Raw genomic sequence first — 26,502 nt, 5'->3', positions numbered from 1 at the left:
TCGATGCCCTGGCTATCTGCTGGGGCCATGCTCCCCTCCTTAGGCCGTTGAACCATGCATCACAAATCAATCAAGAACACAGCCCGGCCGCAACCGTCATGGTGTAAACGGCGGATATCACCGTTAAATAGGAATGGCGTGAATTGTCCCATCTTTGTCCGCCAGCCTCATTATCCCGTGCTATGCTGCGGGCTAGCATCCATGCCATCACCCCCTTATCGATGGCAGGAGATAGCCCCATGAGCACCGCGACCGCCGCCCCCCAGACCACCGCCCTGATCGTTATCGACGCTCAGGAGTCCTTCCGTCACCGCCCGTATTGGGTGGATGCGGAGTATGAGGCCTACCGCCCGGCGCAGCAGGTGCTGGTGAATGAAGCCAGAGCGCGCGGCATTCCGGTCATCCAGATCTTTCATGTGGATGGCGAGGCACCGTTCACCCATGAGTCCGGCACCATCCGCACGCTGACGGGATTAGACATCACGCCGGACGCCACCTTCCACAAGGCGCGGCACAGCGCGCTGGTGGGCAGCGGGCTGGATGTCTGGCTGATTAGCCATGGCATCCGCCGCGTCGTCATCTCCGGCGTGCGGACGGAGCAGTGCTGTGAAACGACGACCCGCCATGCCTCCGACCTGGGCTTCGACGTCACCTACGTGACGGAGGCGACGCTGACCTTCCCCATGACCGATGCACACGGGCGCATTTGGCCTACAGCGGAGATCAAGGCCGCCACCGAGTTGGTGCTGGACGGCCGCTTCGCCCGCATCGCCACCGTCGCCACGGCGTTCGACGCATGACGAAGGCCGGCCCCCGCGTCCTGCCTGTCTATGTGGTGCTGCCGCCCCGGACGCTGCTGCTGGACGTGGCGGGGCCGGTGGAGGTGTTGCGCCGGGCCAATGTGGAACAGGACGGGCTGCGTTTTGCCGTCCGCTACATTGGTCCGGCAGCGTCGCTGGTCACGTCCATCGGACTGACTGTAACGGGCATCGAGCCCCTGCCCCAGGCATTGCCAGACGAGGCCATGGTCATGGTCGTGGGTTCGGTGGAGCAGATGCTGGGGGATAGCGGACCGGACGCGGCGGAGGCGGAAGACGGCAACCAAGCTATCGTCGACTGGCTGCGGCGCAGCGTCGGGCCAGGCCACCGGCTGGTCAGCATCTGTGCCGGCGCCTTGCTGGCGGGCCGCGCCGGCCTGCTGGACGGCCGGCCCTGCACCACCCACTACAGCGATTGTGAAACCCTGGCGCGCCTGGCGCCCCGGGCGCGGGTCCTGGAGAACCGGCTGTATGTCGAGGATGGCCCGGTGGCGACCAGCGCCGGTGTCACCGCCGGCATCGACCTGATGCTGCACCTGGTGGCGGAGATGGTGGGGCCAGCGGTGGCCGTGGCCGCGGCGCGTGCCCTGGTGGTCTATCTGCGGCGCGCGGGCGGTGATCCGCAGCTGTCAGCCTGGCTGGAGGGACGCAACCACGTGCATCCGGCGGTTCACCGCGTACAGGACGCCATCGCCGCCGACCCGGCCCAACCCTGGACGCAAGAGTCCCTGGCCGACGTGGCGGGCGCCAGCCCCCGCCATCTGTCGCGGCTGTTCAACGAGCATACGGGCATGACCCTGCCGGACTATGTGAACCGGCTGCGGGTGGCGCTGGCGGCCCAGTTGCTGAGCCATACGCGGCTGGACATGGAAAGCGTGGCGGAGCGGGCGGGCTTCGCGTCCACCCGCCAGATGCGGCGCGTCTGGCGGGTGTATCACCCCACGTCGCCCAAGGCGGCGCGGGGATTGGGGAACGCCTAATTCAACACCGGAACGACGGACACCGATCTCAGAAGCTGTGAATACGGGCCACGGCCACTTGATCGTTGGCGTAGGCCTGGCGGGTGGCCAGGCAGGCGTTCAGGTGATCGGCGCGCAGGGCGCCCTGCTCAACCCCCGGATAGAGGTCGAAGGCCGACTGGGAGCAGCTGGAAAAGGCGGGGTTCTCGTCGGCCACCTGGACGTAGTCATGGTCCGGGGCGCCACTGCAGGCGGCGATGGGCAGCAGCACGCCCAGGGTGGGCAACAGGCGGGCGGGTAGCAGGCGGCGCACCCAGTGATTGATCTGCTTGGTCATGACGTCATCCCCAAATTTCAGCGTCGTTCCGTATCGCAAAGCTAGCGAAGCGAGACGCGAGCGGGAGTGACGGGCGTCATAAACGCGTCATTACTCAGGCATGGACCGCCTGCGTGCGCCGCATAACAGGCAGAACCGGAAAACAACCTAACCGTGGAAAGTTTATTAAAACTGCGTGTCCTGGTGCGCCCGCCAGGCGTGGGCCAGGCGCACGAAGCCTGCCACGTCCACCTCCTCCGCCCGGGACGTGGGGAGGATGCCGGCGGCTTCCAGCAGGGGTTCGGGCTGGGCCACCAGGCCCTTCAGCCCGGCACGCAGCATCTTGCGCCGCTGATTGAAGGCGGCCGCCACCACCCGCTCCATATCCTTGAACGACGGGGCGTCGGCCGGCAGGATGCGCGGGGTGATGTGCACCACCGCCGACATGACCTTGGGCGGTGGGGAAAAGGCCTGCGGCGGGATGTCGAACACCAGCCGCGCGTCGGCCAGCCACTGGCTCATGACCGCCAGGCGGCCGTAATCCTTGGTGCGTGGCTTGGCGACGATGCGGTCCACCACTTCCTTCTGGAACATCAGCGTCAGGCTGCGGAATTCCTGGATCTGGCGCAGCCAGCCCACCAGCATGGGCGTGCCCACATTGTAGGGCAGGTTGGCGACGATGGCGCGCGGCGCCGGGGCGATGGCGGTCATGTCAACCTCCAGCGCGTCGCCCTCCACGATGGTCAGACGGCCGGCGGCGGCGGCCACCACATCGGCCAGGGCCGCGACGAAACGGCTGTCCCGCTCCACCGCCACCACGGCCTTGGCGTCGCTCTCCACCAGGGCGCGGGTCAAGCCGCCGGGGCCGGGCCCCACCTCGATGACGGTGACGCCGGCCAGGTCGCCGGCCGCCGCGGCCACCCGCGCCGTCAGGTTCAAATCCAGCAGGAAATGCTGGCCCAGCGCCTTGCGGGCGCCCAGGTCGAAACGGGCGATGACGTCGCGCAACGGCGGCAGGTGGGCGAGGCTGGTCATGGGACGGTCTTGATAAGAGAAAGTCAGGCGGCGGCGCGCTGCCGCGCCAGGCGGTCGGCCGACAGCAGGGCCGCGACCAGGCTGGACGGGCTGGCCTGGGCCGTGCCGGCCAGGGACAGGGCGGTGCCGTGGTCGGGGGAGGTGCGGATGAAGGGCAGGCCCAGGGTGATGTTGACGCCCGTGTCGAAGTCCAGGGTCTTCAGCGGGATCAGCCCCTGGTCATGATACTGGCAGATGACGGCGTCATAGGTCGCGCGCGCGCCGGCATGGAACAGGGTATCGGCCGGCAGCGGGCCGGCGACGTTCATCCCCTCTTCCCGCAAGGTCGCCACGGCGGGGGCGATGATCTCGATCTCCTCCCGCCCCATGGCACCGCCCTCACCGGCATGCGGGTTCAGGGCGGCCACGGCCAGGCGCGGCTGACTGAGGCCGAAGTCGCGGCGCAGCGCCTGGTGGGTAACCCGCGCGGTGTGCAGCAGCACCTCGCGCGTCAGCTGACCGGCCACATCCTTCAGCGCCACATGGATGGTGGCCAGGGCCACCCGCAGGCCGCCCCCCTCCAGCAGCATGACAGGCTCCTCACTCATCCCCGCCAGGTGGGCCAGATATTCGGTGTGGCCCGGGTGGCGGAAGCCGGCGGCGTAGAGGCTGCTTTTCTGGATGGGGTTGGTCACCACGGCCGCCGCCTGGCCCGCCCGCACCAGGGCCACGGCCCGGTCTATGCTGGCGATGACGGCGGCGCCGTTGGCCGGATCCGGCTGGCCCGGGAGCACGGGGGCAGCCAGATCCTGGCGCAACACCGGCAGGGCCTCATCGAAGACAGTGACGGTTTCCGCCGGATCGGCGATCTCCCGCACCGCGGCATCGAGGCCGGTGGCGTGGGCCAGGGCCGCCAGGCGGTCCGGACTGTCGATCAGGAAAAAGGGCGGCAGGCCCCGGTCACGCCGCAGCCGCCAGGCCATCAAGGCGATCTCGCCGCCGATGCCGGCCGGTTCGCCCATGGTCAGGGCCAGGGGCAAGAGGGACGAAGAAAGCGGCGCGGTCATGAAACGGATCGGGGGGCTATCGCCCCCCGCCCCTCAGCTACGGATGTCGATGGTGGCGGCGCGCCGCAGGTCGCGCAGGTTGCGCCGCTGCAGCATGTCCATACGCTCGCCACCGATCATGTTGGCCACCTGGTCACGCGGCGGGGCGCTGCCCTCCGGCACCTTGCGATCGCAGACCATCAGCAGCATCAGGCCGGCCTGGGTTTCCAGCGGGTCGGTGGCCTGGCCCACGCCCAGGCGGCCGATCAGCTTGGCCAACTCGCCCGGGATGTCGCCCAGGCGTGTCATGGGCTGCGCGCGGGTGGTGGAGCCCGGCAGGTTGGCCTTGGCGGCGGCGGCCAGGGCCTCACAGCTATGCGACGTGTCGCCGATCTTCTTCACGGTCTGGCCCAGGGTCTGGACGTCGGCGCCCGGCGGCACCGGCACCACCACCTGGCCCACCGACACCTGGATGTCGGCGGGATCGCCACCGGTCACCGTGCGTTCGTCCCGGACCAGGAAGATGTAGTAGCCACCGGCGCCACGCAGCGGCACCGAGACCTGGCCCGTGGGCAGGCGCTGCAAGGCGCGGTCCAGCGCCGGCTCAAGCTGCCCCTGCTGCACCCAGCCCATGTCGCCGCCGGCCGCGGCCGTGGCGCTCTGCGAGAACTGCTGGGCCACGGCGGCGAAGTTGGCGCCGTGGGTGATCTCACCGACCAGCTTGTCGGCCAGCTGGTGGGCGTCCTGGTCCAGCTTGGGATTGTCGACGGAGATGAAGATTTCCGTCAGCAGGTACTCGGGCTTGCCCGCGTTGGCGATGATGCGCGAGGTACGGCTGTCGATTTCCTCGTCGCTGACCTGGATGGTGGGACGGATGCGGCGCTGCACCACCTTGTTCCAGGCGATGTTGGCGCGCATCTGGTCCTTCAGGGCAGCGACGGGCACGCCTTCGCGTTCCAGGTTGGCGGCGAAGCTTTCCGGCGAGGGGGCCTTGTTCTGCTTGGCCAAGCGGGCGAACTCACGGTCCACCTCCTCGTCCGTCACCACCAGGTTCTGCTTCTTGGCTTCCTGCAGCTCCAGCTTCTCGTCGATCAGCAGGCGCAGCACCTGAGGCTTCAGCTTCTGTTCCACGTCCGGCGTGTCGGGCAGGCCGGTGTTGACGATGGCCAGGCGCATGCGGCCGGCCAGGTCGGTCTGGGAGATAGCCTCGTCATTCACCACGGCGACGATGCGCTCTTCCTGCTGGCCCTGCTGGGCCGCGACGCGCGGGCCCAGGGCCATGCCGTTGGTGGCGGCGGCCGTCCGGGGACCGGCCAGCTGCGCCAGCGCGGGCGTGGCCAGGCTCGTGCCCAGGGTCAGGCCGAAGGCGAGCACGGCAGCGGCGGAACGGCGGGAAAGTTGGATCATCTGACCTTACCGGAAAAGCGGGGACCGGGAAAACGGGAACCGGGGAGAAACGAAGAACGGAACTTATAGAGCCAAGGGGGGGCGAAGGCAAACGGCCCCGGCAACCAGGGGTACGGCGCGCGGATGGCGCTCAGCCATCTTCCAGGTGCAGCAAGGCGGCCGTTCCCAGCATCAGGCAGACGCCGGCCGGCGCCCAGGCGGCAAGGAAGACCGGCAGCACGCCGCTGCGGCCCAGCGCCAGGATGATGTTCTGGCTGACGAACAGCACCAGCGCCGTCACCAGGCCGGTGCCCAGCATCTGCAAGGTACCGCCCCGGCGGGCATGGCGCAGGGAGAAGGTGCCGGCCAGGAAGACCATGGCGCAGAAGAAGGCGGGCACAGCCAACATCGACTCGTAGTACATGCGGTGTCGCACCGACGACAGTCCCGCCTGCTCCAGCGTCTGGATGAAGCTCGGCAATTCCCAGAACGACAGCGTGTCGGGCGGGGCGAAGCTTTCCTGGATGCGGGCTTCCGTCAGGTCGGTCGGTAGGGCCATGCCGTCGACATGCTGGGTTGGGCGGCCCGGCCGGTTCAGCCAGGCGTTGCGCAGCACCCACTGGCCCTTCTGCAGCTCCGCCGTTTCGGAATCGAGGCGGCCCACCGGGATCTGGTCGCTGCCATTGAACAGCAGGATGGTGACGGTGCGCAGGTTCACCGGCTTGCCCGGCCCCACGGATTCGGCGTGGATCAGGTAGTTGCCGTTATCCCCCTCCTGCACCTGGCGCAGCCAGACGCCGGAGCGCGCCACGTCCAACGAACTCTGTTGGCCGCGCAAATAGCGGCTTTCCAACTGCTCATACCGCGCCAGCATGGTGGCGAACACGGGACTGAGCAGCGTGATGTTCAGGATGCCGACCACCAGGGATGTCAGCAGCACCGGCGTCATGAACTGCCAGACGGAAATGCCGGCGGCGCGAACCACCACCAGCTCCGCGCTGCGGGTCATGCGGAAGAAGGTGTACATGGCGCCGAACAGCACGCCGAAGGGGAAGATCTGCTGGCCGATCTCCGGCAGCTTCAGCAGCGCCATGCTCAGCACGATCTGGAAGGTGGCGTCCGTCTTCGCGGCGGCCCGGCGCAGCAGCTCCACCGTGTCCAGCAGCAGGACGAGCGCCAGCATGCCCCCGAGGATGATCAGGAACCAGAACACGAACTGGCGGGTGATGTAGACGGACAGCGTGGGCGAGATGCGCATGATTTCAGGCCGCCTTTCCGCCCAAAGGTCCCGTGGCGGGTGGCCCCGCCGGCGGGGTGCCGGACCGGCCCGCCCCTCCCCGGCTCAGACGCCGCCAGTTCTCCAGATACCAATAGCCCATGGCGACCGGCAGGATGCCCACCACGTACAGAATGGCGTTGAAGGCCTGGGTCTTCACCGCCAGGTTGGAGATGCCCAGCATCATCGCCTGCAGCAGCATGCCGAAGACCACGGCCAAGGCGATGCGGCGGGCCTGCCCCCGGCGCGAGAATTCACCGGACATCAGCGCCGTCAACGCGATCATGGCGAAGGCCGGCGCCAGCAGGGGCGTCGCGAAACGCTGATGCAGCTCCTGGTTCAGGCGCGGGCGCAGCTGGGTGTCGGTCGGGTTGCCGGTGTCGAACAGCAGGTCGCTGAGGGTCCGTTCGCGCGGGTCGGGCCAGCGCGGGGCTTCCCCGGCGTTCAGCACCTTGAGGTCCACCGTATAGCGCTTGAATTCCAGGTTGGAGGCGTGGCCGGTGTCGCGGTCGTATTCCTGGCGCACGCCGTCATAGACGATGACGCGGGGGCCGGCTTCGGCCGTCACCAGGATGCCATGGTCGGCGATGGTCATCACCGGGCGCTGCGGCTTGCTGTTGTCGTAGATGATCAGGCCATTCAGCATGCCCTCGGCCCCGCGCTGGCGGACATAGACGGTCTTGCCCTCGCCCACGTCGTTGAACGTGCCCTCGCGCAGCAGGACGGAAGAATAGTCGGTGCGGATCTCCTCGCGCAGGCGCACGAACTCACGCTGCGCCGCCGGCGCCAGGAACAGGTTCAGCAGCAGGCAGAGGAACAGCACAATGGCCGACAGCTGCAGCGCCGGCCGGGCCAGCGTCAGCGGCCCCATGCCGGCGGCGCGCATGACCACCAGCTCACTGTCCAGCGTCAGGCGGTTGTAAGTGAACAGCGTGGCGATCAGCACGCCCCAGGGCATGACCAGCGCCAGGAAGGTCGGCAGGGTGGAGAACGCCAGACGCAGGAACATGCTGATCGGCGCCCCGCCCTCGACCACCAGCTGGATCAGGCGCAGGGATTGCGTCATCCAGATGGTCGAGGACAACCCGGCCGTGATGAAAATCATCGCCACGACAAGGTTGCGCGACAAATACCGGCCGATCAGCTTCATCGTGCTCCACAACACACAAGGCGGGACCGGCGCCCGCCACAACGGCGCCCGCGCATCCCGCCAATCCGACCACCGCAGCGCCCCACATGAGGCACCGGCGGCCCGGCCACTATAGGGCCCCACAATTTGGCGAAACCAGGGCGCGACACCCCGCCGCCAAGCCGACGACAGCCGGCATGGAACCCCGCCCGACTAGGCTTGGCACGCAGTTCTTATCGCCTCCCGTCGCCGGAAACAACCGCCTGGGACAAAAGGTCTGGATTTCGAGCGTTGACGTACAACATTCAGAAATCCTGTATAGGACTTCCAACGCCATAAGGCGAAGCCATCCGGACGGGTACAGGCGCCAAGAGGCGCCGCCGTTCCAAGGATCCCAAGGGACCGACCAAGAGAGGCAAGATGAAGATCGCTTACGCCCAGAACGCCCTGCCGCAATCCGGCGTCCTGGCCATCACGGTGTCGCAGGGCCGCGGCCTGGGCACCCTGGGCGCCGAGTTGGACCAGAAGACCGGCGGCGCCCTGGCCCGCGCCATGGAGGCCGGGCGCTACACCGGCAAGGCGGATGAGACGCTGACCCTGCTGGCGCCCGGCGGCACCGACTATGCGCGCATCCTGCTGGTGGGCATCGGCGCCGCCGAGAAGGTGACGGACCTGACGGCCCAGTCGCTGGGCGGCACCGTGGCCGCCAGCCTGGCCCGCGCCGGCGACCCCGACGCCACACTGGTGCTGGACGGCCATGACGGCCTGGTGCTGTCGCCGGCCACCTTCGCCGCCAACGTCGGCTACGGCGCCCGCCTGCGCTCCTACCGTTTCGACAAGTACCGGACCAAGGAGCCGAAGGACCAGAAGCCGACGCTGAAGAAGCTGACCCTGGCCACGGCCGAGCATACCGCCGCCAAGAAGGCTTACGGCAAGCTGGAGAAGATCGCCGACGGCGTCTTCCTCACCCGCGACGTGGTGTCGGAGCCGCCGAACGTCATCTACCCCGAGACCCTGGCCGAACGCTGCCAGGCCCTGACCGAGCTGGGCGTGAAGGTCGAGGTGCTGGACGAGAAGCAGATGAAGAAGCTGGGCATGGGCGCGCTGCTGGGCGTGGGCCAGGGCTCGGCCAAGCCGCCGCGGCTGGTCATCATGCGCTGGGACGGCGGTGAGAAGGGTGCCGCCCCCCTGGCGTTCGTGGGCAAGGGCGTCACCTTCGACACCGGCGGCATCTCCATCAAGCCGTCTGCCGGGATGGAGGACATGAAGTGGGACATGGCGGGCTCCGGCGCCGTCATCGGCCTGATGGCCGCCCTCGCCGGCCGCAAGGCCAAGGCCAACGTCGTCGGCGTGGTCGCCCTGGTGGAGAACATGCCCGACGGCAACGCCCAGCGCCCGGGCGACGTCGTCACCAGCATGTCCGGCCAGACGATCGAGGTGCTGAACACCGACGCCGAGGGCCGCCTGATCCTGGCCGACGCCCTGTGGTACACCCAGGCGACGTTCAAGCCGCGTTTCATGGTCGACCTGGCGACGCTGACCGGCGCCATCATCGTCTCGCTGGGCAATGAGCACGCCGGCCTGTTCTCCAACAACGACGAGCTGTCGCAGCGCCTGACCGATGCCGGCCTCAAGACGGGCGAGACGCTGTGGCGCCTGCCCCTGGGGGCCGCCTACGACAAGGACATCGACTGCGATGTCGCCGACATGAAGAACATCGGCAGCCCGGGCAAGGCCGGCAGCATCATCGGCGCCGTGTTCCTGCAGCGCTTCGTCAACGATGTGCCGTGGGCCCACCTGGACATCGCCGGCACCGCCTGGACCAAGAAGGACGGCGCCACCGTGCCCAAGGGCGCCTCGGGCTACGGCGTCCGCCTGCTGGACCGGCTGGTCGCGGACTATTACGAGGACTGACACCAGCGGCATGAGTTTTGACTCATGCCGCTGCAGGCCCCGACGGGGGCCGCCGGAGCCTTTCGGGAAACGAAGTGGACTGAAAGGCGAGGAAGCCAAGCCCGCGGATGCGGGCGCCCGGCGATTGAGGGCTGACACCAACCTTCGCAGTCAGGGTAAGATCGGGGCGGCTCGGGTTTCGGGCCGCCCCTTTTCTTTTGCCGCCGGACGCATGCATGACCGAGGTCAACTTCTACCACCTGCAGCGCAGCAGCCTGGAGCAGACCCTGCCCGACCTGCTGGAACGGTCGCTGGCGCGCGGCTGGCGGGCGGTGGTGCTGTCGACGGTGGAGGAGCGGGCGGAGCAGTTGGCCCAGCACCTGTGGACCTGGCGGCCGGACAGCTTTCTGCCCCACGGCACGGCCAAGGACGGCCACGCCGCCGACCAGCCCATTTGGTTGACGGCGGTGGATGAGCGGCCCAACGATGCCCAGGTGCTGTTCCTGACCGACGGCGCCACCAGCGCCCGCATGGCCGAATACACCCGCGTCTGCGACATCTTCGACGGCATCGACCCCGACGCGGTGGCCGCCGCCCGCCAGCGCTGGAAGGCTGCCAAGGAGGCGGGGCTGGACCTCACCTACTGGCAGCAGACCGACAAGGGTTGGGAGAAGAAGGCCTGAGACGGTCCTTCCCCTGTACCTTCTGTGCATATGCAGCATGGACGGCGACCGCGCCCCTGGAAAGGTGGCGCACGGCCCTTATCTAAAGGCCGATGAACAGCCTATCCATCGCGCGCATCCTGCTGGTCGAGGACGATCCGGCCATGCGCACCCTGATCCTGCGCGTGCTCAAGGAAAACGGGTTCGAGCCCACCGGCGTGCGTGACGGCCGAGAGATGGCGGACGCGCTGAGCCAGGGCAGCTTCGACCTGGTGTTGCTGGACGTCATGCTGCCGGGCCAGAGCGGGCTGGACATCTGCCGGGATCTGCGGCGCGCCAGCCAGGTGCCCATCATCATGGTCAGCGCCCATGGCGAGGAGATCGACATGGTGCTGGGGCTGGAGATGGGCGCCGACGACTATGTGCCCAAGCCCTTTCGCGCCAAGGAACTGCTGGCCCGCATCCGCGCCCTGCTGCGCCGCGCTGCGAATAATGGCCCCAGCGCCGGGTCCATCGGCTCGACCCCGCAGGACGTCATGGTTTTCGCCGGCTGGCGCCTGGACCGGCGCCGGCGCGAGTTGACCGACCCCGACGGCGTGGCGGTGGACCTGTCGGGGGCGGAGCATGACTTGCTGGTCAGCTTCCTGGAGAATCGTCAGCGCGTGATCGGGCGCGAGCGCCTGCTGGAACTGTCCCGCGCCCGCCTGGGTGAGGTGAACGACCGCAGCGTCGACGTGCTGGTCAGCCGCCTGCGGCGCAAGCTGGGCGATGAGAACCGCCTGATCCGCACCATACGCGGCGTCGGCTACATCTTCACGGCCGACGTGGCGACGCTGTGACCCGGCTCGGCATTCACCGCTGGGGCCATCTCTGGCCGCGCAGCCTGATCGGCCGGCTGGGCCTGGTGCTCTTCGGCGCGGTGCTGCTGGCCGTCATCGGCAACGCCATCGTGCTGGGCCAGGCGGAGCAGCATTACGGCGACGAGACCCAGACCTGGCACATCGCGGAACAGGTGGAGACGGCGGGCCATGTCCTATCCGCCATCGATCCCGCGCGGCGGGAGAATGTCGCGTCCTCCCTCTCCTCCCCCTACCTGACTTTCACCTGGGTGGATGCGTCCCAGGCACGCGAGGCGCAAGGCGACAATCCCGCCAGTTGGCTGCTGCGCCACGAGATGATCGAGCACCGGGCCGCCCTGGCCGGCATGGACCTGCGCCTGCGCACGGGGCCCGGGACGCCGGTGAAGGCGTTTGACGGCGACGTGCGCCTTCTGGACGGCAGCACGCTGCGCTTCGGCGTCACCGACCTGCCTTCCACCGTGCCGGTCATCTATGCCCAGTTGGGCTCCATCGCCCTGCTGTCCATCGGTGTGCTGCTGATGGCCCTGTTCCTGGTGCAGACCCTGGCAACTCCCCTGAAGATGCTGGTCAAGGCGGCGGACGCGGTGGGCAACGGCCCGCCGGTCTTCATCCCCACGCGGGGCCCGCAGGAGATCCGGCACGTCGCCCAGGCCTTCAACGCCATGCAGCGGCGCATCGACCGCCTGATCACCAGCCGGGCGGAAGCCCTGGCTGCCGTCTCCCACGACCTGCGCACGCCCATCGGCCGCCTGCGCCTGCGCGCCGGCTTCCTGCCCAATGCCGAGGACCGTGCCGCCTTCGACGGCGACCTGGATGAGATGGAAGGCATGGTCAATGACCTGCTGGACTATCTGGGCGGTGAGGAGGATCCGGAAAAGCCGCGCCGCACCGACCTGCCGGCCTTGCTGTCCACCCTTGTGGACAACGCCACCGACGCCGGCCATGTCGCCAGCTATGAGGGGCCGGAGCGCCTACCCCTGACCCTGCGGCCGCTGGGCGTGCGCCGGGCCTTTTCCAACATCATCAATAATGCCATCGCCTATGGCGGCACGGCCCGGGTCACGGTGCGGGACACGGGCAAAAGCGCCGTCATCACCATCAGCGATGATGGCCCGGGCATCCCCGAAGCGCAGTTCGAGACGGTGTTCGAACCCTTCCACCGGCTGGAGGAATCCCGCAACCGGGGGACCGGTGGCACCGGCCTGGGCCTGACCATCGCCCGCCAGGCGGTGACGCGCGAGGGCGGCACCATCACCCTGAACAATCGGGCGGAGGGCGGGCTTTCGGTCGTCATTACGATTCCGAAACGGGATGACCCGGCACAAAAGGTCGGCAGACACACTTTGTCATAATCGAAACGTATCCGGGAAAAACTCAGGCCTTAAGTCTTGATGGCCCCCAACGGGGACGGTGGTTCCAGGCGCCCTTCGCCCCCACCGTCCGGCCGGGGATCATCGACTTGAACGTGAGGGTTTCCATCATGGACAGCATCATCGACGGCGTGTCGCACTTCCGATCTGTTGTCTTCCCCGAACAGCGGTCGCTGTACCGCAAGCTGGCCCACCACGGGCAGCAGCCCAAGGCGCTGGTGATCTCCTGCGCCGATAGTCGCGTGGTGCCTGAGATCATTACCCAGAGCGGCCCGGGTGAGATGTTCGTCTGCCGCAACGCCGGCAACATCGTCCCGCCCTTCAGCCAGGTGAACGGCGGCGTCTCCTCCGCCATCGAATACGCGGTGGTGGGTCTGGGCGTGAACGACATCGTCGTCTGCGGCCATTCCGACTGCGGCGCCATGAAGGCCCTGCTGAAGCCCGAGGCGCTTAAGGACATGCCCAACGTGGCCGCCTGGCTGCGCCACGCCGAAAGCGCCCGCCATGTTCTGCGCGAGGCCTACAGCCTGCTGCCGGAGGCGGAGGCTGCCCGCGTGCTGGCCATGGAGAATGTGGTGGCGCAGCTGAACCACCTGCGCAGCCATCCCTCCGTCGCCGCCAAGCTCGCCGCCGGGCAGCTGAACCTGCACGGCTGGTTCTTCGACCTGGAGAACGGCCACATCCTGGCCCTGGACGGCGAGACGGGGAAGTTCCTGCCCGTGGGCGACAAGAACCAGACCCTTCAGGTGGCCGTGCGCGGCATGCGCCGCGTGGTGGCCGATCCCTGCTGCGCCCAGCACGCCCATCACGTCACCGCGGCCGAATAAGGGAGCGTGATGATGCAGCGTTTTTTTCCCGCCACGCTGGCGCGGGACCTCCCCGCGTCCATCGTGGTCTTCCTGGTGGCCATGCCGCTGTGCATGGGCATCGCCATCGCCTCCGGCGCGCCGCCTGAAAAGGGGCTGATCACCGGCATCATCGGCGGCATCGTCGTTGGCCTGCTGGCGGGATCGCCCCTGCAGGTCAGCGGCCCCGCCGCCGGCCTGGCGGTCATCGTCTTCGAACTGATCCGCGATGCCGGCATCGGCGCCCTGGGCCCCGTGCTGATCATGGCCGGCCTGATCCAGATGGCGGCCGGCATGCTGAAGCTGGGACAGTGGTTCCGCGCCATCTCCCCCGCCGTGGTGCACGGCATGCTGGCCGGCATCGGCGTGCTGATCGTGGCGGGCCAGCTGCACGTCATGCTGGACGCGAAGCCACAGGCTGGCGGCTTGGCCAACATCCTGGCCGCGCCCGCCGCCTATTTCGGCCTGTTCCCCTTCAGCGGCGACGCGGCCGAGGCGGCGCTGGGCATCGGCCTGCTGACCATCGCCACCATGCTGGTATGGGAATGGGTGCGGCCCCAGCGCCTGCGCCTGGTGCCGGGCGCCCTGGTGGGCGTTGTCGCCGCCACCCTGGCCGCCACGCTGCTGAACCTGCCTGTGGCCAAGGTGGCGGTGCCGGAAAGCCTGTGGGCCGCCATCCAGCCGCCCGACTTCGCCAACGGCTTCGGCCTGCTTGAGCCCAAGCTGATCGTCATGGCGGTGGCCATCGCCTTCATCGCCAGTGCCGAAACCCTGCTGTCGGCGGCGGCGGTGGACCGCATGCACGACGGCGTGCGCACCAACTATAACCGCGAACTGACGGCTCAGGGCGTGGGCAACCTGCTCTGCGGCCTGGCCGGCGCCCTGCCCATGACCGGCGTCATCGTGCGCAGTTCCGCCAACGTGCAGGCCGGCGGCGCCACCCGCGCCTCCACCATCCTGCACGGCGTGTGGATCCTGGGCGCCGTCGCCCTGCTGCCCTGGCTGCTGCGGGCCATCCCCATGTCAGCCTTGGCCGGCGTGCTGGTGGTCACCGGTTATCGCTTGGTCAGCGTGGCCCACGCCCGTCACCTGTTCGAACGCTACGGCGCCCTGCCGGCCGCCATCTGGGCCGCCACCCTGGTCACCGTGGTCGCCACCGACCTGCTGACCGGCGTGCTGGTGGGCCTGGGTCTCAGCCTCATCGAGTTGCTGCCCCAGGTGCGCCGCCTGCGACTGCTGGTGGTCACCCGCGAAAGGGAGGCGGGCGAGTGGGAGGTGGTGCTGTCCGGCTCCGCCAGCCTGGTGCAGCTTCCCCACCTGGCCAAGGCGCTGGAAAGCCTGCCCCCCGCCCAGCGCGTCACCCTCCGCCTGCGTTCCCTGTGGTTCATGGACCATACCTGCGCCGAGCTGATCAGCGGCTGGATGGACCGACGGCGGGGGCAGGGCGAACGGGTGGTCATCGACGACGGCGACGTTGCCCGCCACCAGGAATTCGCCGCCAAGCTTCAGGTCAGCCACGGCTGATCCCCAACCCGACATCATTTATCACAAGGAGGAAAACATGCGCTTTACCAAGACCCTGGCCCTGATCCCCGTGCTGGCCGCCCTGGCCATTCCTCTGGGCGCCGCCCAAGCGTCCGGCACCGCCACGGCAGGCACCGCCGCAGCAGGCACACAAGTGCCCGCCATCACCATCACGGCCGCCCAGACCGACGCCGCGCGCCGCGTGTGCCGCGACACGCTGGGCCTGGCCCCGGCCAACGTGGACTACGCGGCCTGCGTCGACAGCCTGAAGACCCAGGCCGCCGCCGCCCAGCAGCCGGTGCCGGAGGCCCGCGCCTGCGCCGAAATGGGCCATACCCCCGGCGGCACCGACCACCGCCACTGCGTCGCCCACCTGGCGTCAGCAGTCAGCCATGCCCAGACGCCGCTGAACTGAGCGGCGTCCGCGTCATCCCTTCATCTCAACCTTGAAATCGGGCGGCGTCCTTGACTGCCCGGGTGCGGCTCCCATCCACCCGGTCCCTACCCTAGCGTCCGCCCGTGCCCATCCCCCTTCCCCGGGGATGGGCTTTTTTCTTTCAAGTCACGACTGGCCTGCGCGGTCCGGTGACAGCCGGCTTTGCGGTTCGCGGTGGCCGTGCTATTAGGGCACCGTAAGATGGATAATATCTACATCTTTATCCGCGTAATTGCCGGCTGTACCGCCTCATGCATCCCTACCTGCGTTCCTTTCGTCCCACCCAGCCGGCGCTGCCGGCGTTGGGTCGGGCCCGAATCTTCATCGGCGCCCTGCTGGGCATCCTGCTGACCACATTGGTCAGTCGGTGGTGGCTGGGCGGGAACACAGCTGGCCTGCCCTATCTAGTCGCCCCCATCGGCGCCTCCAGCGTGCTGGTGTTTGCGGCTCCCGCCACCCCGCTGGCCCAGCCCTGGGCAGTGTTCGGCGGCAACGTGGTCTCGGGCCTGGCAGGAGTCTTGTGCGCCAGGCTGATCCCAGACCCGGTGCTGGCGGGGGCCGGCGCCGTGGCTCTGGCCATCCTGACCATGTCCTGCCTGCGCTGCCTGCATCCGCCGGGTGGCGCCGTGGCCCTGACGGCCGTGCTGGGCGGCCCGGCCATCCAGGCGGCGGGCTTCGGTTTCGTCGCCGCCCCCGTGGCGGTGAACACGCTCCTCCTCATCGCCATGGGGCTGGCCTTCAACAACCTCACCCGCCATCGCTATCCCCACGTCGCCCCCGCCCAGCCGCAGGTCGCCCGCAACAGCGCCGGCTATACCGGCGCGCACGAGGCCATGGTGGTGGACGAGGCCGGTCGCCTGATGGGCATGATAACCACCGCCGACCTGCTGTCGGCGCTCTACGGCAATGAAGCCGTCGCGCTGGCTGGATAAGGACGCTTGCCCCTGGGCCATTGCAACCTATGATGGGTAAAAATCATGAGGGATGCGATGACCAGACAATTCGGCCAGCCATTCTTGCTGACGGCCCTAGATCAGGACAGTCCAGCCAGCCCACTATATCCAGTCAAGCGTGAGGCGGCGACCGGCAGTCCGGGATTATACAATGAGCTTTGGCTGCAGAACCTGATCGCTCGCCATCCCGAAATCCTGCCGCTGGCGGACGTTGAACCTCTGTTCGCTGACGCCCGCTCCATATGCACGGAATTGCCTGTAGCCGGAGGCTATGCCGACAACCTGTTGGTTACGCCGGACGGTGACATCTCCCTGGTGGAGTGCAAACTGTGGAAGAATCCACAGGCGCGTCGGGAGGTAATCGGCCAGATTCTCGACTATGCCGCCACGTTGGCCCGCTGGGACTATGAGCAGCTGGATAAGGCGGTGCGTCTGGCTCTTCCCGGTCCAAGCTATGTCAAGAACATACCTCTTTACGATCGCCTCAAGTCGGAAAGCGAGTTGAGTGAAGCCGCTTTCATCGACGCTGTCAGCCGGAACTTACGCCAAGGCCGCTTCCTCTTGCTGATTGCCGGCGATGGCATCCGTGAAGGGCTTGAGACCATGGCCGACTATTTGCAGCGGCACGTGGGACTGCATTTTACCCTGGCGCTGGTGGAACTCGCAATTTTCAGCCATCCCGCCGGTGGATATTTCGTTCAACCACGCACCCTTGCCCGCACGGTCGAAATCAAGCGGGACGTCATAACGCTTGCACCAGCGGCCTACCCGCCGCCATTAGTCGTCGGCGGACCGCCTGTAGAGACGGTCGGTCAGCGTGGCATGACCCTGACGGAAGAGGAAATGTATCGCCAACTGGATGCGCTAGAGCCGGGATTGTCCGCGCGGCTGCGCACATTTTTAACCTCGCTGGAGCCCCTAGGTATTTCCCAGGAATTTTCAGACAAGACCATCAAGATTGTAGGCTTAATCAACGATGAGGTCTGGCCCTTGGGAGCTATTTACCCCTCCTTCTATGGTAAGCTTTCCTTTGAGACTCTAATTTCCAAAGCGCGCAAGAAAGGCGATGATCGTCATGCGCAGACCTTCTACCGGCGCTTGGTTGAACTAATCGCCGATCCCGAGAGCCGCGCCGCCGCCTTGAAACAGGGAACCAAGACGGGAACACGCATGCTGCCGCTTCAGGACTTGCTTGCCGCTTCACCAAAATGGACTGACGCACTGGTCGATTTTCTGCGAACCCAGGCGCAGGAAGAGCAGACTTAACGCTGCGCCTTTTCCCGCAGGTCGCGCCATTTGTCGACGTTGCGGTTGTGTTCGGCCAGGGATGCGGCGAAGGCGTGGCCGCCGCTGCCATTGGCGACGAAATAGAGGTCGTCGCTGGTCATCGGGTTGGCCACGGCGCGCAGGGCCTCGCGGCCCGGGTTGGCGATGGGGCCGGGCGGCAGGCCGGCCACAGCATAGGTGTTGTAGGGTGACGCCACCGCCAGGTCGGCGTGAGTCAGCGTCCGGCCCAGGGGCCCGGCGCCATTGGTCAGGATGTAGATGACCGTGGGGTCGGACTGAAGGCGCATGCCCAAGCGCAGGCGGTTGTAGAAGACGGCAGCGATGTGCGGCCGCTCCGCCGGCACGCCCGTCTCCTTCTCCACCAGCGAGGCCATGGTGACCATCTCCTCCGGCGACTTCAGGGCGACACCCGGCGCGCGGCCGGCCCAGATCTCGTCCACCGCCTTGCGCATCGCGGCCTGCATGCGCTCCACCATCTGGGCGCGGCCGTAGTTCAGCCCGAAAAAATATGTTTCGGGCAACAGGCTGCCTTCCGCCGGCTTTTCCGTGATGGTGCCGGAGAAGGCGGGCTCCGCCTCGATCAGCGCCACGATCTGGGCGGAGGTCAGGCCCTCGGGTATGGTCAGGCGATGCACCACGGTCTTGCCGCTGCGCAGCAGGGCAACCGTGTCCTTTAGCGAGACATGGGCCGGAAAGGCGTATTCGCCGGGCTTCAGCACCTGACTGCCCACGCCCAGCACGCTGCCGACGCGCACGGCCGCGACGAAGTCGATGTCGCCCCGCACCACACCAGCCTCTGCCAGCGTTTGCCCCATGGCCTGCAAGCCGCCGCGAGAGGACACGACGACGATGCGATCCTGCGTCAGCGGGCCGGGATCGACATAGCGGTGATAGCCGACCCAGGCCAACGCGGCCGACACCAGAACGACCAGGGCCGCCGCCTGAAACAGACGGCGGCCCAAGGAAGATGCAGGCCGGGATTTGGGTCCCGGGGCCGGAACCTTGTCGGTCACGAGCCGGTGTATTCCTTGACGATCAGCGAGGCGTTGGTGCCGCCGAACCCGAAGGAGTTCGACAGGGCGGCCCGCACGCGGCGCTTCTTGGACTTGTGCGGCACCAGATCGACACCGGCGCACTCGTCGGACGGGTTGTCCAGGTTCAGCGTGGGCGGCACTTGCTGGTCACGGATGGCGAGCACCGAGAAGATCGCCTCGATGGCGCCCGCCGCCCCCAGCAGGTGACCGGTGGCCGACTTGGTGGAGGACATGGAAGCGCCGCTCAGGTCGTCGCCGAACAGGCGCTTCACGGCGCCCAGCTCGATCAGGTCGCCCAGGGGGGTGGACGTACCGTGGGCGTTGACGTAGTCGATGTCGGCCGGGGTCATGCCGGCGCGCTTCAGCGCCATGGCCATGGAGCGGTAGCCGCCGTTGCCGTCATCCGCCGGGGCGGTGATGTGGTGGGCGTCGCCCGACAGGCCGTAGCCCACGACCTCGGCGTAAATCTTGGCGCCGCGGGCCTTGGCGTGCTCCAGCTCCTCCAGGACGACGACGCCGGCGCCCTCGCCCATGACGAAGCCGTCACGGTCCTTGTCATAGGGGCGCGAGGCCCTCTCGGGCGTCTCGTTGAAGCCCGTAGACAGCGCGCGGGCGGCGGCGAAGCCGGCCACGCCCAGGCGGTTGATCGCGGCCTCGGCGCCGCCGGCGACCATCACGTCGCAGTCGTCCCACATGATCAGGCGGGCGGCGTCGCCGATGGCGTGCGCACCGGTGGAGCAGGCGGTGACGGCCGAATGGTTGGGGCCCTTGAAGCCGTGGATGATCGACACGTGGCCGGAGACCAGGTTGATCAGGGCCGACGGGATGAAGAAGGGAGAGATGCGGCGCGGGCCCTTTTCGGCCAGCAGCAGCGACGTTTCGTAAATGGAGGACAGGCCGCCGATGCCGGAGCCGATCATGACGCCGGTGCGCTCACGATCTTCTTCGGTCTGCGGTTCCCAACCGCTGTCCTTCACCGCCTCGGCCGCCGCGGCGACGCCGTAGATGATGAAGTCATCCATCTTCTTCTGGTCCTTGGTCGGGACCGTCAGATCGGGGTTGAAGGTGCCGTTGGTGCCGTCGCCCCGGGGAACCATGCCGCCGATCTTGGCCGGCAGGTCGGACACGTCGAAGGTGTCGATGGCGCGGATACCCGACTTGCCGTTGAGCAGCTGTTTCCACGAGTGCTCAACGCCCGTTCCCAGAGGGGTAACCAACCCGAGACCGGTGATGACGACGCGACGCATGGGTCAGACCTGTACCTAGTTCCAGAAGAATATTGGGCCTGGAATCGGACTCGAGGAGAATCCCGAATATCCGGTGTTCACCTAGGCCCCGCAAAAACCAGCAAGGGCTTTTCCGGTTCCAGACGCCACGCCAGCGCGGTATCGGCGGCGCGGCGCCTGAAGCCCGGGAAAGTAGGGGATCAGCCCTGCTTGCTGGAAATGAAGTCGATGGCGTCCTTCACGGTCAGGATCTTCTCCGCCGCGTCGTCCGGGATCTCGATCCCGAACTCTTCCTCGAAGGCCATGACGAGTTCAACGGTGTCGAGGCTGTCGGCACCCAGATCGTCGATGAAGCTGGCGGTGTCGGTGACCTTGCCCTCTTCCACACCCAGGTGCTCGACGACGATCTTCTTCACCCGTTCGGCGATGTCGCTCATTTCCTATACCTTCCCGAATTTCAAAGTTGGGGTTGTTTGACTGACTTGTTCTGATCGGCGTGGGCACGTCCGGCAGGACGAATTCGAGCGCCCATCCTTTGGAAAAGTGCCGTCAGATACCACAGCTAGGCGCATCTTGCCTAGCGCCCGCAGGCACTGGGACACCTTGTTAAGGCTGGGCCCCGCCGATACTTAGGGGCATCCCGCGAAAGGACAAGCCCCCAAGCCCCACGGGAACCCGATCAGATCATGGCCATGCCGCCGTTGACGTGCAGCGTCTGGCCGGTGACGTAGCCGGCCTCGGTGGAGGCCAGGTAGAGCACGGCGGACGCGATTTCGTCCGGCGTGCCCAGGCGACCGGCCGGCACGCCGGCGGTCAGCTTTTCCTTCTGCGCGTCGGGCAGCACATCGGTCATCGCGGTGGCGATGAAGCCGGGCGCCACGCAGTTGGCGGTGATGTTGCGCGAGGCGACCTCGGCGGCCAGCGCCTTGGTCATGCCGATCATGCCGGCCTTGCTGGCGGCGTAGTTGACCTGGCCGGGGTTGCCGGTGACGCCGACGATGGAGGTGATGCCGATGATGCGGCCCCAGCGGCGCTTCATCATGCCCTTCACCAGCGCGCGCGAGAGGCGAAAGGCCGCGGTCAGGTTCACGTCGATGACGGACGCCCAGTCCTCATCCTTCATGCGCAGGATCAGGCCGTCGCGGGTCAGGCCGGCGTTGTTCACCAGGATGTCCACCTGGCCCAGCTTGGCCTCCGCCTCCTTGGCCAGGGCCTCCACGGCCTCCGGATCGGACAGGTTGGCGGGCACGACCACGGCGCGATCGCCCAGTTCGGCGGCCAGGGCCTCCAGGGCCTCGACCTTGGTGCCGGACAGGGCCACGGTGGCGCCGGCCTGGTGCAGGGTGCGGGCGATGGCGGCGCCGATGCCACCCGAGGCGCCGGTGACGAGCGCGGTCTTGCCGGTCAAATCGAACATGGGATGGTCCCTATCGTTCTCTATGAAAGGTTCAGGCTCAGGCCTTGAGGAAGGATTCGATGTCGGCGGGCAGGCCCAGCGACACGGCCGTCATGTCCTTGTCGATGCGCTTGGCCATGCCGGCCAGCACCTTGCCGGCGCCCAGCTCCACCAACTGCTCCACGCCCTGTTCCTTCATGAACAGCACGCTCTCGCGCCAGCGGACGGAACCGGTGACCTGCTCCACCAGCAGGCGGCGGATCTCGGCGGGGTCGGTGACGGTGCTGGCGATGACGTTGGCCACCAGCGGCACGCGCGGCGCCTGGATGGCGGTGCCGGCCAGGGCCTCGGCCATGGCGTCGGCCGCCGGCTGCATCAGCGGGCAATGGAAGGGGGCGGACACCGGCAGCAGCACGGCGCGCTTGAACCCGCGCTCGGCCGCGATGGCGATGGCGCGCTCCACGGCCGACTTATGGCCGCTGATGACCACCTGGCCGGGGGCGTTGTCATTGGCGGCTGTGCAAACCTCACCCTGGGCGGCATCCTGGGCGATGGCGCGGGCGGCCTCGAAATCGGCGCCGATGATGGCGGCCATGGCGCCCACGCCCACCGGCACGGCGCGCTGCATGCTCTGCCCGCGCAGCTTCAGCAGGCGGGCGGTGTCGGCCAGGGTCAGGGCCCCGGCGGCGCACAGCGCGGAGTATTCGCCCAGGGAGTGGCCGGCGACGAAGCGGGCGGCCTTGGCCAGGTCCAGCCCGCCGTCCTTCTCCAGCACCCGGGCCACGGCCACGGACACGGCCATCAGGGCCGGCTGGGCGTTTTCGGTTAGGGTCAGCTCGTCCAGCGGGCCCTCGAACATCAGGGCGGACAGCTTCTGCTTCAGCGCCTCATCCACCTCGCCGAACACATCGCGGGCGGTGGCGAAGGCGTCGGCCAAGTCCCGGCCCATACCCACGGCCTGGCTGCCCTGGCCGGGAAACACGAAAGCGCGAATCATGTGCGAATACCCTGGAAGCTCAATTCCGGTGCGATGCCCTGTGCCCCATACACGGGCCACGGTGGGAAACCCCGCCGCAGCCTGATGCCGGCACCGCAAGTCGCGCCATGCATACCGCCTGCAATCAATCTGTCAATCATCATTGCAGGAGGCTACCCCGGGTTTACGTGGGCTGCGCCTGGGGTTTTGGCCTATCCGGACAGCATTCAGGCCGCCGTCCAGGGTATGAAAGGCCTGCCATGCCCCTCCGGTGTCTCGGGATTGAGGAAGGTCTCCAACGCCTCCGCCGGCACCTCGGCCTCCGCGGCGATGCGGCGGGCCAATTCCGCGGCGGCGTTGCGCATGCGTCCCGGCGGGCGGTCCAGCCAATAGCTGGTGGGGTTCAGCGCCGTGCGCGGGTCCACCGGCACCACCCGGCCGCTGCGCAGCTTGGACCGCACCAGCGGGGGCCGGGCCAAAGCGATGCCCAATCCGCAGACGCAGGCGTCCAGCACCAGGTTGTAGTCCTCGAACCGCCGGTCCTGCGGGCGCGGCTTGTAGTCCAGGCCATGGGCAGCGAACCAGGTGCGCCAGCCCGATGCGTCGGAGTCGTGGATCAAGGGGAAGGCCAGCAGGCGTTCCGGATCGCCCTCGCCGATCTCGACCGCCAAGCCGGGAGCGGCCAGGGGATAGCACCATTCCTCGAACAGCTTCAGTGAGACGCGGGCCGGCATGGCGCCCCAGCCGCAACGGATGGCCAGGTCCATGCCCTCATCCGCCAAATCCAGTGCGCGGTGGTCCACCGACAGCAAGATTCGGAGTGCGCCGCCGGGGTCCGCCTCCCTACCCTCCAGGTCTGCGAGCCGGGGCATGAGCCACAGCCCGCAGATCGAGGGCAGCGAGGTCAGCCGCACCACCGCCGTCCCCCGGGGTTCCGTCCAACGGTTGGAGGTGTCGGCGATGAGGGCGAAGGCCTCACTGGTGCGTTGGAACAGACGCTGGCCGTCCGGCGTCACCACCACGCCCCGCGCCTGGCGGTGGAACAGGCGCAGGCCCAGCCATTGCTCCAGCTTGGCGATCTGCCGGCTGACGGCGCCATGGGTAACGTTCAGGGACTCCGCCGCGGCGGAGAAACTGCCCGTGCGGGCCGCAGCCTCGAACGCGCGCAGCGCGTCCAGGGGCGGCAAGGGGTGGGAGCTGTGATCCATGCTCACAGTTGGCTGCCGATTTCATCGATTGTCAATCAGCTGCGCCCGGGGCGTACTGATGCCGTGTCACCTTCCCCTCCTGGATTCGCGCCCATGTCCGCCACCCCGCTCGCCCCCACCTGTGACTCCGCCGCAACCGTCGGCCTTGCGCCCTTCAAAGGGAACCGGTTGGATGGCGGCACCCTGGCCATCGTGGTGGTCACCATCGTCATCTGGGCCTCGGCCTTCGCCGCCATCCGCGCCGGCCTCAAGGCCTTCGGTCCGCTGGAACTGGGGGCAGCGCGGTTCTCTATAGCGGCGGTGCCGGCGGCCCTGTACCTGCTCATCAGCCGGCCTGCCCTGCCGCGCCTGGGCGAGGTGTGGCGCTTCGCCACCGGCGGCCTGCTGTTCGTGGCGCTGTACACCGCCCTGCTGAACATGGGGGAGCGCACGGTGTCCTCCGGTGCGGCCGCCTTCATCATCAACATCAACCCCATCCTCACCGCCGTCTTCGCCTCCTTCCTGCTGGGGGAGCGATTCGGCCGCTGGGGGTGGATCGGCACCGCCGTGTCCTTCAGCGGCATCGGCCTGATTGCCCTCAATGAGGCGGTGGGCGGCGGCACCGGCCTGCAGCTGGGCTGGGGCGCCCTATTGGTGCTGGGGGCAGCCCTGTGCAACTCCGTCACCACCGTGGTGCAGAAGCCGCTGTTCGCCCGGCACAAGCCGTTGACCGTGTCGGCCAGCAACATGGTGATCGGCGCCCTGGCCCTGTCGCCCTGGCTACCCGGCGCCTATGCCCAGGCCCAGACCGCCCCCTTGCCCGGCCTGATGGCGGCCCTGTACCTGGGCGTCATGCCCAGCCTGGTCGCCTACGCCACCTGGACCATCGTGCTGTCGCGCATGCCCGCCGCCCGCGCCAGCAACTTCCTCTACTGCGCGCCGCCCCTGGCCATGCTGCTGGGCTATGTCTGGCTGGGCGAGGTGCCGACCGTGATGGGCATCATCGGCGGCCTGATGGCGCTGGGCGGTGTGGCCATCGTGAACCTCAAGCGTTGAGACAGCGCGCTTGACCGCCGGCCCTGGGCCAGGCCATGGACTATGGCCTGTTGGGATATGCCCCTTTCCCGTGCAGGCGATCGTTTTAATTCATCCCCTGGGCCGTGCGGTGGTCCGGCTTGAACGCAGGGGAAGGGACGGTGCCTGACAGTTTCATCAGCGGCGGCGGCGCGGCTGGCCTGTCCATGGCGGACTGGATGGATGCCGAGATTCCCGAGGGCCGCCTGCTGATCGGCCCCACACGTGCCATTCCCGCTGGCATGCGGCGCTATGCCCTGGGCGGGCCGACCTGCAGCCCCATTTGGCGGGACGCCCGCGTCATCAAATACCTGCATGGCCTGGACACCATCGGGCGCCTGCGCCTGCGCCGGGTGGTGCAGGGGGTGGACTTCCGCGTCAGCGACATGCAACTCATCGACCAGGCGATGCGCGACCTGGCCATGGGCAGCCTCAGCGCCTTCCTCATCCCCCGCGCCATCGCCCCGCTTTCGCCCCCACCCGTGGACCCGCCCCGGCACGACCAGGGGGACGAGGATCCGCCGGGCCAGCCGGCGCAATGGTCGGTGACCGACCGCGTGGTCGCCACCCTGCGCCGCTGCGTGCCCCTGCTGCCGCGCGAGATGCAGCAGGCGGCCAAAAGCCTGTTCACGCGCGAGACGCTGTACTGGCTGGCCGGCTTCCTGGTGGTATGGGCCGGCGGTCACTTGGCGGGATATGGCGAGGCCATCGACGTGATCCTGCTGGGCGTGGGCTATGCCATGGTGGGCTGGTCGGTGTTCCAGGGCCTGAACGACCTGGGCCACGGCATCGCCCTGGCCACCACCGCCAAGACCCAGCACGATTTGGACGAGGCCGCCAAACGCACCGCCGCCGGCCTCACCATCCTGACCATCAACGCAATCATCGCCTTGATCGCCAAGGTGAAGCCGGCGTCGGGCGGCAAGCGCCCGATGGTCGAGGAACCGCCGCCACCGCCAGAACCAGTTCGCCCCCCACCGAGAGAGGGGATTCCGGAGCCCACCGCGCCAGCAAAGGCTGTCGAACCGCCCAGGGAGGGAACCCGCTCCTTAGCCGACCTGATGGCTCAACGAAAAGCGCTAGCGAAGAATTTCTACGAACAGGCGGGCTGGTCAGAGAGGAGGATCGCTGACCACCTCAAGGGCATCGACTTCACCAAGCCTGTCGATGTTGTGACCTTACCCGAGGGAACCAGCGTCGTTCAGCACGTCCTTCCGGGGGGAAAGGTCGGCAATTATTTCGCCCCGCCTGGGACGCCGGCCTCCTCTTTAGGTATCAATCCGGCTAATCGCGTACCGACCATGTTCACGCTATCTCAAGACACCCAGGTTCTAAGAAGTACAGCTGCTCCCGTTCAGGACACATGGACAGTGCCTGGGCAGGTTTTTGATGCTGAGGGCGGTGGAACGCAGTATTTTACGACAAATCCGTCTAACTTCACGCAGGTGGGATTATGATTGATATTGAGTTCATTAACAAAGCGATCGCTCGTTGTGAGCATATGCGTGCCGATTTTCCTGCAATCAGTACCTTTGTGTCCATTCGGAATCAGCTAGAGTACATTAAAGATGTTTTCACTGGAAAAAACACTGACAAATCAAAACTTGGCGAGATAATCATTGGGGTGCAAGCGGCTCGCGAAATTGAGAATATAGACGAGGACTTTGCCGAGATGTTGCATGATATAAGTGCCTGGGTTGATGAAAATAAATAAAGATTCAAGGGCTGTCTGTACGGAGATGGCTATCCTTGTAACTTGAATGAGGCCGCGTCGGGTAAGCTACCAGACGCGGTGGCAGGCAAGAGGCCGCGCTATCCTAGGGCCACCAAGCCCG

The 26,502-nt window shown here is 67.4% G+C and carries 26 protein-coding genes; 14 read left to right on the top strand and 12 right to left on the bottom strand.

What is annotated here, in order from left to right:
* The first annotated feature begins 239 nt into the window (after nucleotides 1-239).
* Both FBZ88_RS28745 and FBZ88_RS28740 read left to right on the top strand, forming a co-directional pair.
* Entirely contained in the window at nucleotides 240-800 is a 561-nt protein-coding gene (locus FBZ88_RS28745; protein WP_145620409.1) for an isochorismatase family protein, read from the top strand.
* Complete coding sequence (locus FBZ88_RS28740) at nucleotides 797-1,798, top strand: GlxA family transcriptional regulator (RefSeq protein WP_145620407.1); 1,002 nt, start codon at nucleotides 797-799, stop codon at nucleotides 1,796-1,798. Before FBZ88_RS28745 ends, FBZ88_RS28740 begins: the two co-directional genes overlap by 4 nt.
* A 28-nt stretch (nucleotides 1,799-1,826) precedes the next feature.
* Here the strand turns inward: FBZ88_RS28740 and FBZ88_RS28735 are convergent, their stop codons facing one another.
* The 6 genes from FBZ88_RS28735 to lptF form a co-directional block, all read right to left on the bottom strand.
* A complete protein-coding gene (locus FBZ88_RS28735; RefSeq protein ID WP_088873375.1) occupies nucleotides 1,827-2,114 on the bottom strand; it encodes a hypothetical protein in 288 nt (95 codons plus the stop codon).
* A gap of 165 nt (nucleotides 2,115-2,279) precedes the next feature.
* Nucleotides 2,280-3,128, bottom strand: a complete 849-nt coding sequence (gene rsmA / locus FBZ88_RS28730; RefSeq protein ID WP_145620406.1) for a 16S rRNA (adenine(1518)-N(6)/adenine(1519)-N(6))-dimethyltransferase RsmA — start codon at nucleotides 3,126-3,128, stop codon at nucleotides 2,280-2,282.
* Nucleotides 3,129-3,151: 23 nt separating this feature from the next.
* Nucleotides 3,152-4,174, bottom strand: coding sequence for a 4-hydroxythreonine-4-phosphate dehydrogenase PdxA (pdxA, locus tag FBZ88_RS28725; RefSeq protein ID WP_145620405.1), 1,023 nt, complete (start codon nucleotides 4,172-4,174; stop codon nucleotides 3,152-3,154).
* Between the two features lie 33 nt (nucleotides 4,175-4,207).
* Nucleotides 4,208-5,560 carry a peptidylprolyl isomerase gene (locus FBZ88_RS28720; protein ID WP_145620403.1) on the bottom strand — a complete coding sequence of 451 codons (1,353 nt, stop codon included), beginning with the start codon at nucleotides 5,558-5,560 and terminating at the stop codon, nucleotides 4,208-4,210.
* Nucleotides 5,561-5,690: 130 nt separating this feature from the next.
* On the bottom strand, nucleotides 5,691-6,797 hold the full coding sequence (gene lptG / locus FBZ88_RS28715; RefSeq protein WP_145620402.1) for an LPS export ABC transporter permease LptG: 1,107 nt from the start codon (nucleotides 6,795-6,797) through the stop codon (nucleotides 5,691-5,693).
* Nucleotides 6,798-6,801: 4 nt separating this feature from the next.
* Nucleotides 6,802-7,965 (bottom strand): LPS export ABC transporter permease LptF, encoded by a 1,164-nt coding sequence (gene lptF / locus FBZ88_RS28710; RefSeq protein WP_145620400.1) that lies wholly within the window; start codon nucleotides 7,963-7,965, stop codon nucleotides 6,802-6,804.
* A 399-nt stretch (nucleotides 7,966-8,364) separates the two neighbouring features.
* Between lptF and FBZ88_RS28705 the strand changes: the two genes are divergently transcribed.
* From FBZ88_RS28705 to FBZ88_RS28665, 9 genes are all read left to right on the top strand, one after another.
* Nucleotides 8,365-9,858, top strand: a complete 1,494-nt coding sequence (locus tag FBZ88_RS28705; RefSeq protein WP_145620398.1) for a leucyl aminopeptidase — start codon at nucleotides 8,365-8,367, stop codon at nucleotides 9,856-9,858.
* A gap of 215 nt (nucleotides 9,859-10,073) precedes the next feature.
* The gene (locus FBZ88_RS28700; protein ID WP_145609935.1) at nucleotides 10,074-10,520 is read left to right on the top strand and encodes a DNA polymerase III subunit chi; all 447 of its coding nucleotides are present in this window, start codon (nucleotides 10,074-10,076) and stop codon (nucleotides 10,518-10,520) included.
* A gap of 92 nt (nucleotides 10,521-10,612) precedes the next feature.
* Nucleotides 10,613-11,338 (top strand): response regulator transcription factor, encoded by a 726-nt coding sequence (locus FBZ88_RS28695; RefSeq protein WP_145620397.1) that lies wholly within the window; start codon nucleotides 10,613-10,615, stop codon nucleotides 11,336-11,338.
* On the top strand, nucleotides 11,335-12,711 hold the full coding sequence (locus FBZ88_RS28690; RefSeq protein WP_145620396.1) for an ATP-binding protein: 1,377 nt from the start codon (nucleotides 11,335-11,337) through the stop codon (nucleotides 12,709-12,711). The genes FBZ88_RS28695 and FBZ88_RS28690 overlap by 4 nt, the downstream gene beginning before the upstream one ends.
* A gap of 128 nt (nucleotides 12,712-12,839) precedes the next feature.
* Complete coding sequence (locus FBZ88_RS28685; RefSeq protein WP_145620394.1) at nucleotides 12,840-13,556, top strand: carbonic anhydrase; 717 nt, start codon at nucleotides 12,840-12,842, stop codon at nucleotides 13,554-13,556.
* Nucleotides 13,557-13,565: 9 nt separating this feature from the next.
* Complete coding sequence (locus FBZ88_RS28680) at nucleotides 13,566-15,098, top strand: SulP family inorganic anion transporter (RefSeq protein WP_145620393.1); 1,533 nt, start codon at nucleotides 13,566-13,568, stop codon at nucleotides 15,096-15,098.
* A 37-nt stretch (nucleotides 15,099-15,135) separates the two neighbouring features.
* Nucleotides 15,136-15,513, top strand: coding sequence for a hypothetical protein (locus FBZ88_RS28675; RefSeq protein WP_145620392.1), 378 nt, complete (start codon nucleotides 15,136-15,138; stop codon nucleotides 15,511-15,513).
* Between the two features lie 272 nt (nucleotides 15,514-15,785).
* Complete coding sequence (locus FBZ88_RS28670; RefSeq protein ID WP_145620391.1) at nucleotides 15,786-16,466, top strand: HPP family protein; 681 nt, start codon at nucleotides 15,786-15,788, stop codon at nucleotides 16,464-16,466.
* Between the two features lie 57 nt (nucleotides 16,467-16,523).
* Nucleotides 16,524-17,753, top strand: a complete 1,230-nt coding sequence (locus tag FBZ88_RS28665; RefSeq protein ID WP_145620390.1) for a PDDEXK family nuclease — start codon at nucleotides 16,524-16,526, stop codon at nucleotides 17,751-17,753.
* Here FBZ88_RS28665 and mltG read toward each other — a convergent pair.
* The 6 genes from mltG to FBZ88_RS28635 all read right to left on the bottom strand — a co-directional run bounded on the left by mltG (nucleotide 17,750) and on the right by FBZ88_RS28635 (nucleotide 23,614).
* Complete coding sequence (gene mltG / locus FBZ88_RS28660; protein ID WP_246138903.1) at nucleotides 17,750-18,736, bottom strand: endolytic transglycosylase MltG; 987 nt, start codon at nucleotides 18,734-18,736, stop codon at nucleotides 17,750-17,752. The genes FBZ88_RS28665 and mltG overlap by 4 nt on opposite strands.
* A 47-nt stretch (nucleotides 18,737-18,783) precedes the next feature.
* Nucleotides 18,784-20,055 carry a beta-ketoacyl-ACP synthase II gene (fabF, locus tag FBZ88_RS28655; protein WP_145620388.1) on the bottom strand — a complete coding sequence of 424 codons (1,272 nt, stop codon included), beginning with the start codon at nucleotides 20,053-20,055 and terminating at the stop codon, nucleotides 18,784-18,786.
* 179 nt (nucleotides 20,056-20,234) lie between these two features.
* Nucleotides 20,235-20,471: an acyl carrier protein gene (locus tag FBZ88_RS28650; protein ID WP_004272228.1), complete on the bottom strand. Its 237-nt coding sequence runs from the start codon at nucleotides 20,469-20,471 to the stop codon at nucleotides 20,235-20,237.
* A gap of 242 nt (nucleotides 20,472-20,713) precedes the next feature.
* A complete protein-coding gene (fabG, locus tag FBZ88_RS28645) occupies nucleotides 20,714-21,451 on the bottom strand; it encodes a 3-oxoacyl-[acyl-carrier-protein] reductase (RefSeq protein ID WP_145620387.1) in 738 nt (245 codons plus the stop codon).
* A gap of 37 nt (nucleotides 21,452-21,488) precedes the next feature.
* Complete coding sequence (gene fabD, locus FBZ88_RS28640; RefSeq protein ID WP_145620386.1) at nucleotides 21,489-22,427, bottom strand: ACP S-malonyltransferase; 939 nt, start codon at nucleotides 22,425-22,427, stop codon at nucleotides 21,489-21,491.
* A gap of 206 nt (nucleotides 22,428-22,633) precedes the next feature.
* Nucleotides 22,634-23,614, bottom strand: coding sequence for a LysR family transcriptional regulator (locus FBZ88_RS28635; protein ID WP_145620453.1), 981 nt, complete (start codon nucleotides 23,612-23,614; stop codon nucleotides 22,634-22,636).
* 93 nt (nucleotides 23,615-23,707) lie between these two features.
* Here FBZ88_RS28635 and FBZ88_RS28630 point away from each other — a divergent pair, with 93 nt between their 5' ends.
* The 3 genes from FBZ88_RS28630 to FBZ88_RS28620 all read left to right on the top strand — a co-directional run bounded on the left by FBZ88_RS28630 (nucleotide 23,708) and on the right by FBZ88_RS28620 (nucleotide 26,381).
* Nucleotides 23,708-24,649 carry a DMT family transporter gene (locus tag FBZ88_RS28630; RefSeq protein WP_145620385.1) on the top strand — a complete coding sequence of 314 codons (942 nt, stop codon included), beginning with the start codon at nucleotides 23,708-23,710 and terminating at the stop codon, nucleotides 24,647-24,649.
* Nucleotides 24,650-24,789: 140 nt separating this feature from the next.
* Complete coding sequence (locus tag FBZ88_RS30615; protein ID WP_211102840.1) at nucleotides 24,790-26,124, top strand: polymorphic toxin type 46 domain-containing protein; 1,335 nt, start codon at nucleotides 24,790-24,792, stop codon at nucleotides 26,122-26,124.
* Nucleotides 26,121-26,381, top strand: a complete 261-nt coding sequence (locus FBZ88_RS28620) for an immunity protein Tsi6 family protein (protein ID WP_145620384.1) — start codon at nucleotides 26,121-26,123, stop codon at nucleotides 26,379-26,381. Before FBZ88_RS30615 ends, FBZ88_RS28620 begins: the two co-directional genes overlap by 4 nt.
* Nucleotides 26,382-26,502 lie beyond the last annotated feature (121 nt).

This window comes from Nitrospirillum bahiense (genome assembly GCF_007828025.1).
Lineage (GTDB): Bacteria > Pseudomonadota > Alphaproteobacteria > Azospirillales > Azospirillaceae > Nitrospirillum > Nitrospirillum amazonense.
Note: the sequence above shows the minus strand (reverse complement) of the source record. Positions and strands in the feature narration are given on the sequence as shown.

Excerpts from the sequence above, each read along its gene's own strand:
- FBZ88_RS28745 (WP_145620409.1), top strand. The coding sequence starts at position 240 with ATGAGCACCGCGACCGCCGCCCCCCAGACCACCGCCCTGATCGTTATC.
- FBZ88_RS28740 (WP_145620407.1), top strand. The coding sequence starts at position 797 with ATGACGAAGGCCGGCCCCCGCGTCCTGCCTGTCTATGTGGTGCTGCCG.
- FBZ88_RS28735 (WP_088873375.1), bottom strand. The coding sequence starts at position 2,114 with ATGACCAAGCAGATCAATCACTGGGTGCGCCGCCTGCTACCCGCCCGC.
- rsmA (WP_145620406.1), bottom strand. The coding sequence starts at position 3,128 with ATGACCAGCCTCGCCCACCTGCCGCCGTTGCGCGACGTCATCGCCCGT.
- pdxA (WP_145620405.1), bottom strand. The coding sequence starts at position 4,174 with ATGACCGCGCCGCTTTCTTCGTCCCTCTTGCCCCTGGCCCTGACCATG.
- FBZ88_RS28720 (WP_145620403.1), bottom strand. The coding sequence starts at position 5,560 with ATGATCCAACTTTCCCGCCGTTCCGCCGCTGCCGTGCTCGCCTTCGGC.
- lptG (WP_145620402.1), bottom strand. The coding sequence starts at position 6,797 with ATGCGCATCTCGCCCACGCTGTCCGTCTACATCACCCGCCAGTTCGTG.
- lptF (WP_145620400.1), bottom strand. The coding sequence starts at position 7,965 with ATGAAGCTGATCGGCCGGTATTTGTCGCGCAACCTTGTCGTGGCGATG.
- FBZ88_RS28705 (WP_145620398.1), top strand. The coding sequence starts at position 8,365 with ATGAAGATCGCTTACGCCCAGAACGCCCTGCCGCAATCCGGCGTCCTG.
- FBZ88_RS28700 (WP_145609935.1), top strand. The coding sequence starts at position 10,074 with ATGACCGAGGTCAACTTCTACCACCTGCAGCGCAGCAGCCTGGAGCAG.
- FBZ88_RS28695 (WP_145620397.1), top strand. The coding sequence starts at position 10,613 with ATGAACAGCCTATCCATCGCGCGCATCCTGCTGGTCGAGGACGATCCG.
- FBZ88_RS28685 (WP_145620394.1), top strand. The coding sequence starts at position 12,840 with ATGGACAGCATCATCGACGGCGTGTCGCACTTCCGATCTGTTGTCTTC.
- FBZ88_RS28680 (WP_145620393.1), top strand. The coding sequence starts at position 13,566 with ATGATGCAGCGTTTTTTTCCCGCCACGCTGGCGCGGGACCTCCCCGCG.
- FBZ88_RS28675 (WP_145620392.1), top strand. The coding sequence starts at position 15,136 with ATGCGCTTTACCAAGACCCTGGCCCTGATCCCCGTGCTGGCCGCCCTG.
- FBZ88_RS28670 (WP_145620391.1), top strand. The coding sequence starts at position 15,786 with ATGCATCCCTACCTGCGTTCCTTTCGTCCCACCCAGCCGGCGCTGCCG.
- FBZ88_RS28665 (WP_145620390.1), top strand. The coding sequence starts at position 16,524 with ATGACCAGACAATTCGGCCAGCCATTCTTGCTGACGGCCCTAGATCAG.
- fabF (WP_145620388.1), bottom strand. The coding sequence starts at position 20,055 with ATGCGTCGCGTCGTCATCACCGGTCTCGGGTTGGTTACCCCTCTGGGA.
- FBZ88_RS28650 (WP_004272228.1), bottom strand. The coding sequence starts at position 20,471 with ATGAGCGACATCGCCGAACGGGTGAAGAAGATCGTCGTCGAGCACCTG.
- fabG (WP_145620387.1), bottom strand. The coding sequence starts at position 21,451 with ATGTTCGATTTGACCGGCAAGACCGCGCTCGTCACCGGCGCCTCGGGT.
- fabD (WP_145620386.1), bottom strand. The coding sequence starts at position 22,427 with ATGATTCGCGCTTTCGTGTTTCCCGGCCAGGGCAGCCAGGCCGTGGGT.
- FBZ88_RS28635 (WP_145620453.1), bottom strand. The coding sequence starts at position 23,614 with ATGGATCACAGCTCCCACCCCTTGCCGCCCCTGGACGCGCTGCGCGCG.
- FBZ88_RS28630 (WP_145620385.1), top strand. The coding sequence starts at position 23,708 with ATGTCCGCCACCCCGCTCGCCCCCACCTGTGACTCCGCCGCAACCGTC.
- FBZ88_RS28620 (WP_145620384.1), top strand. The coding sequence starts at position 26,121 with ATGATTGATATTGAGTTCATTAACAAAGCGATCGCTCGTTGTGAGCAT.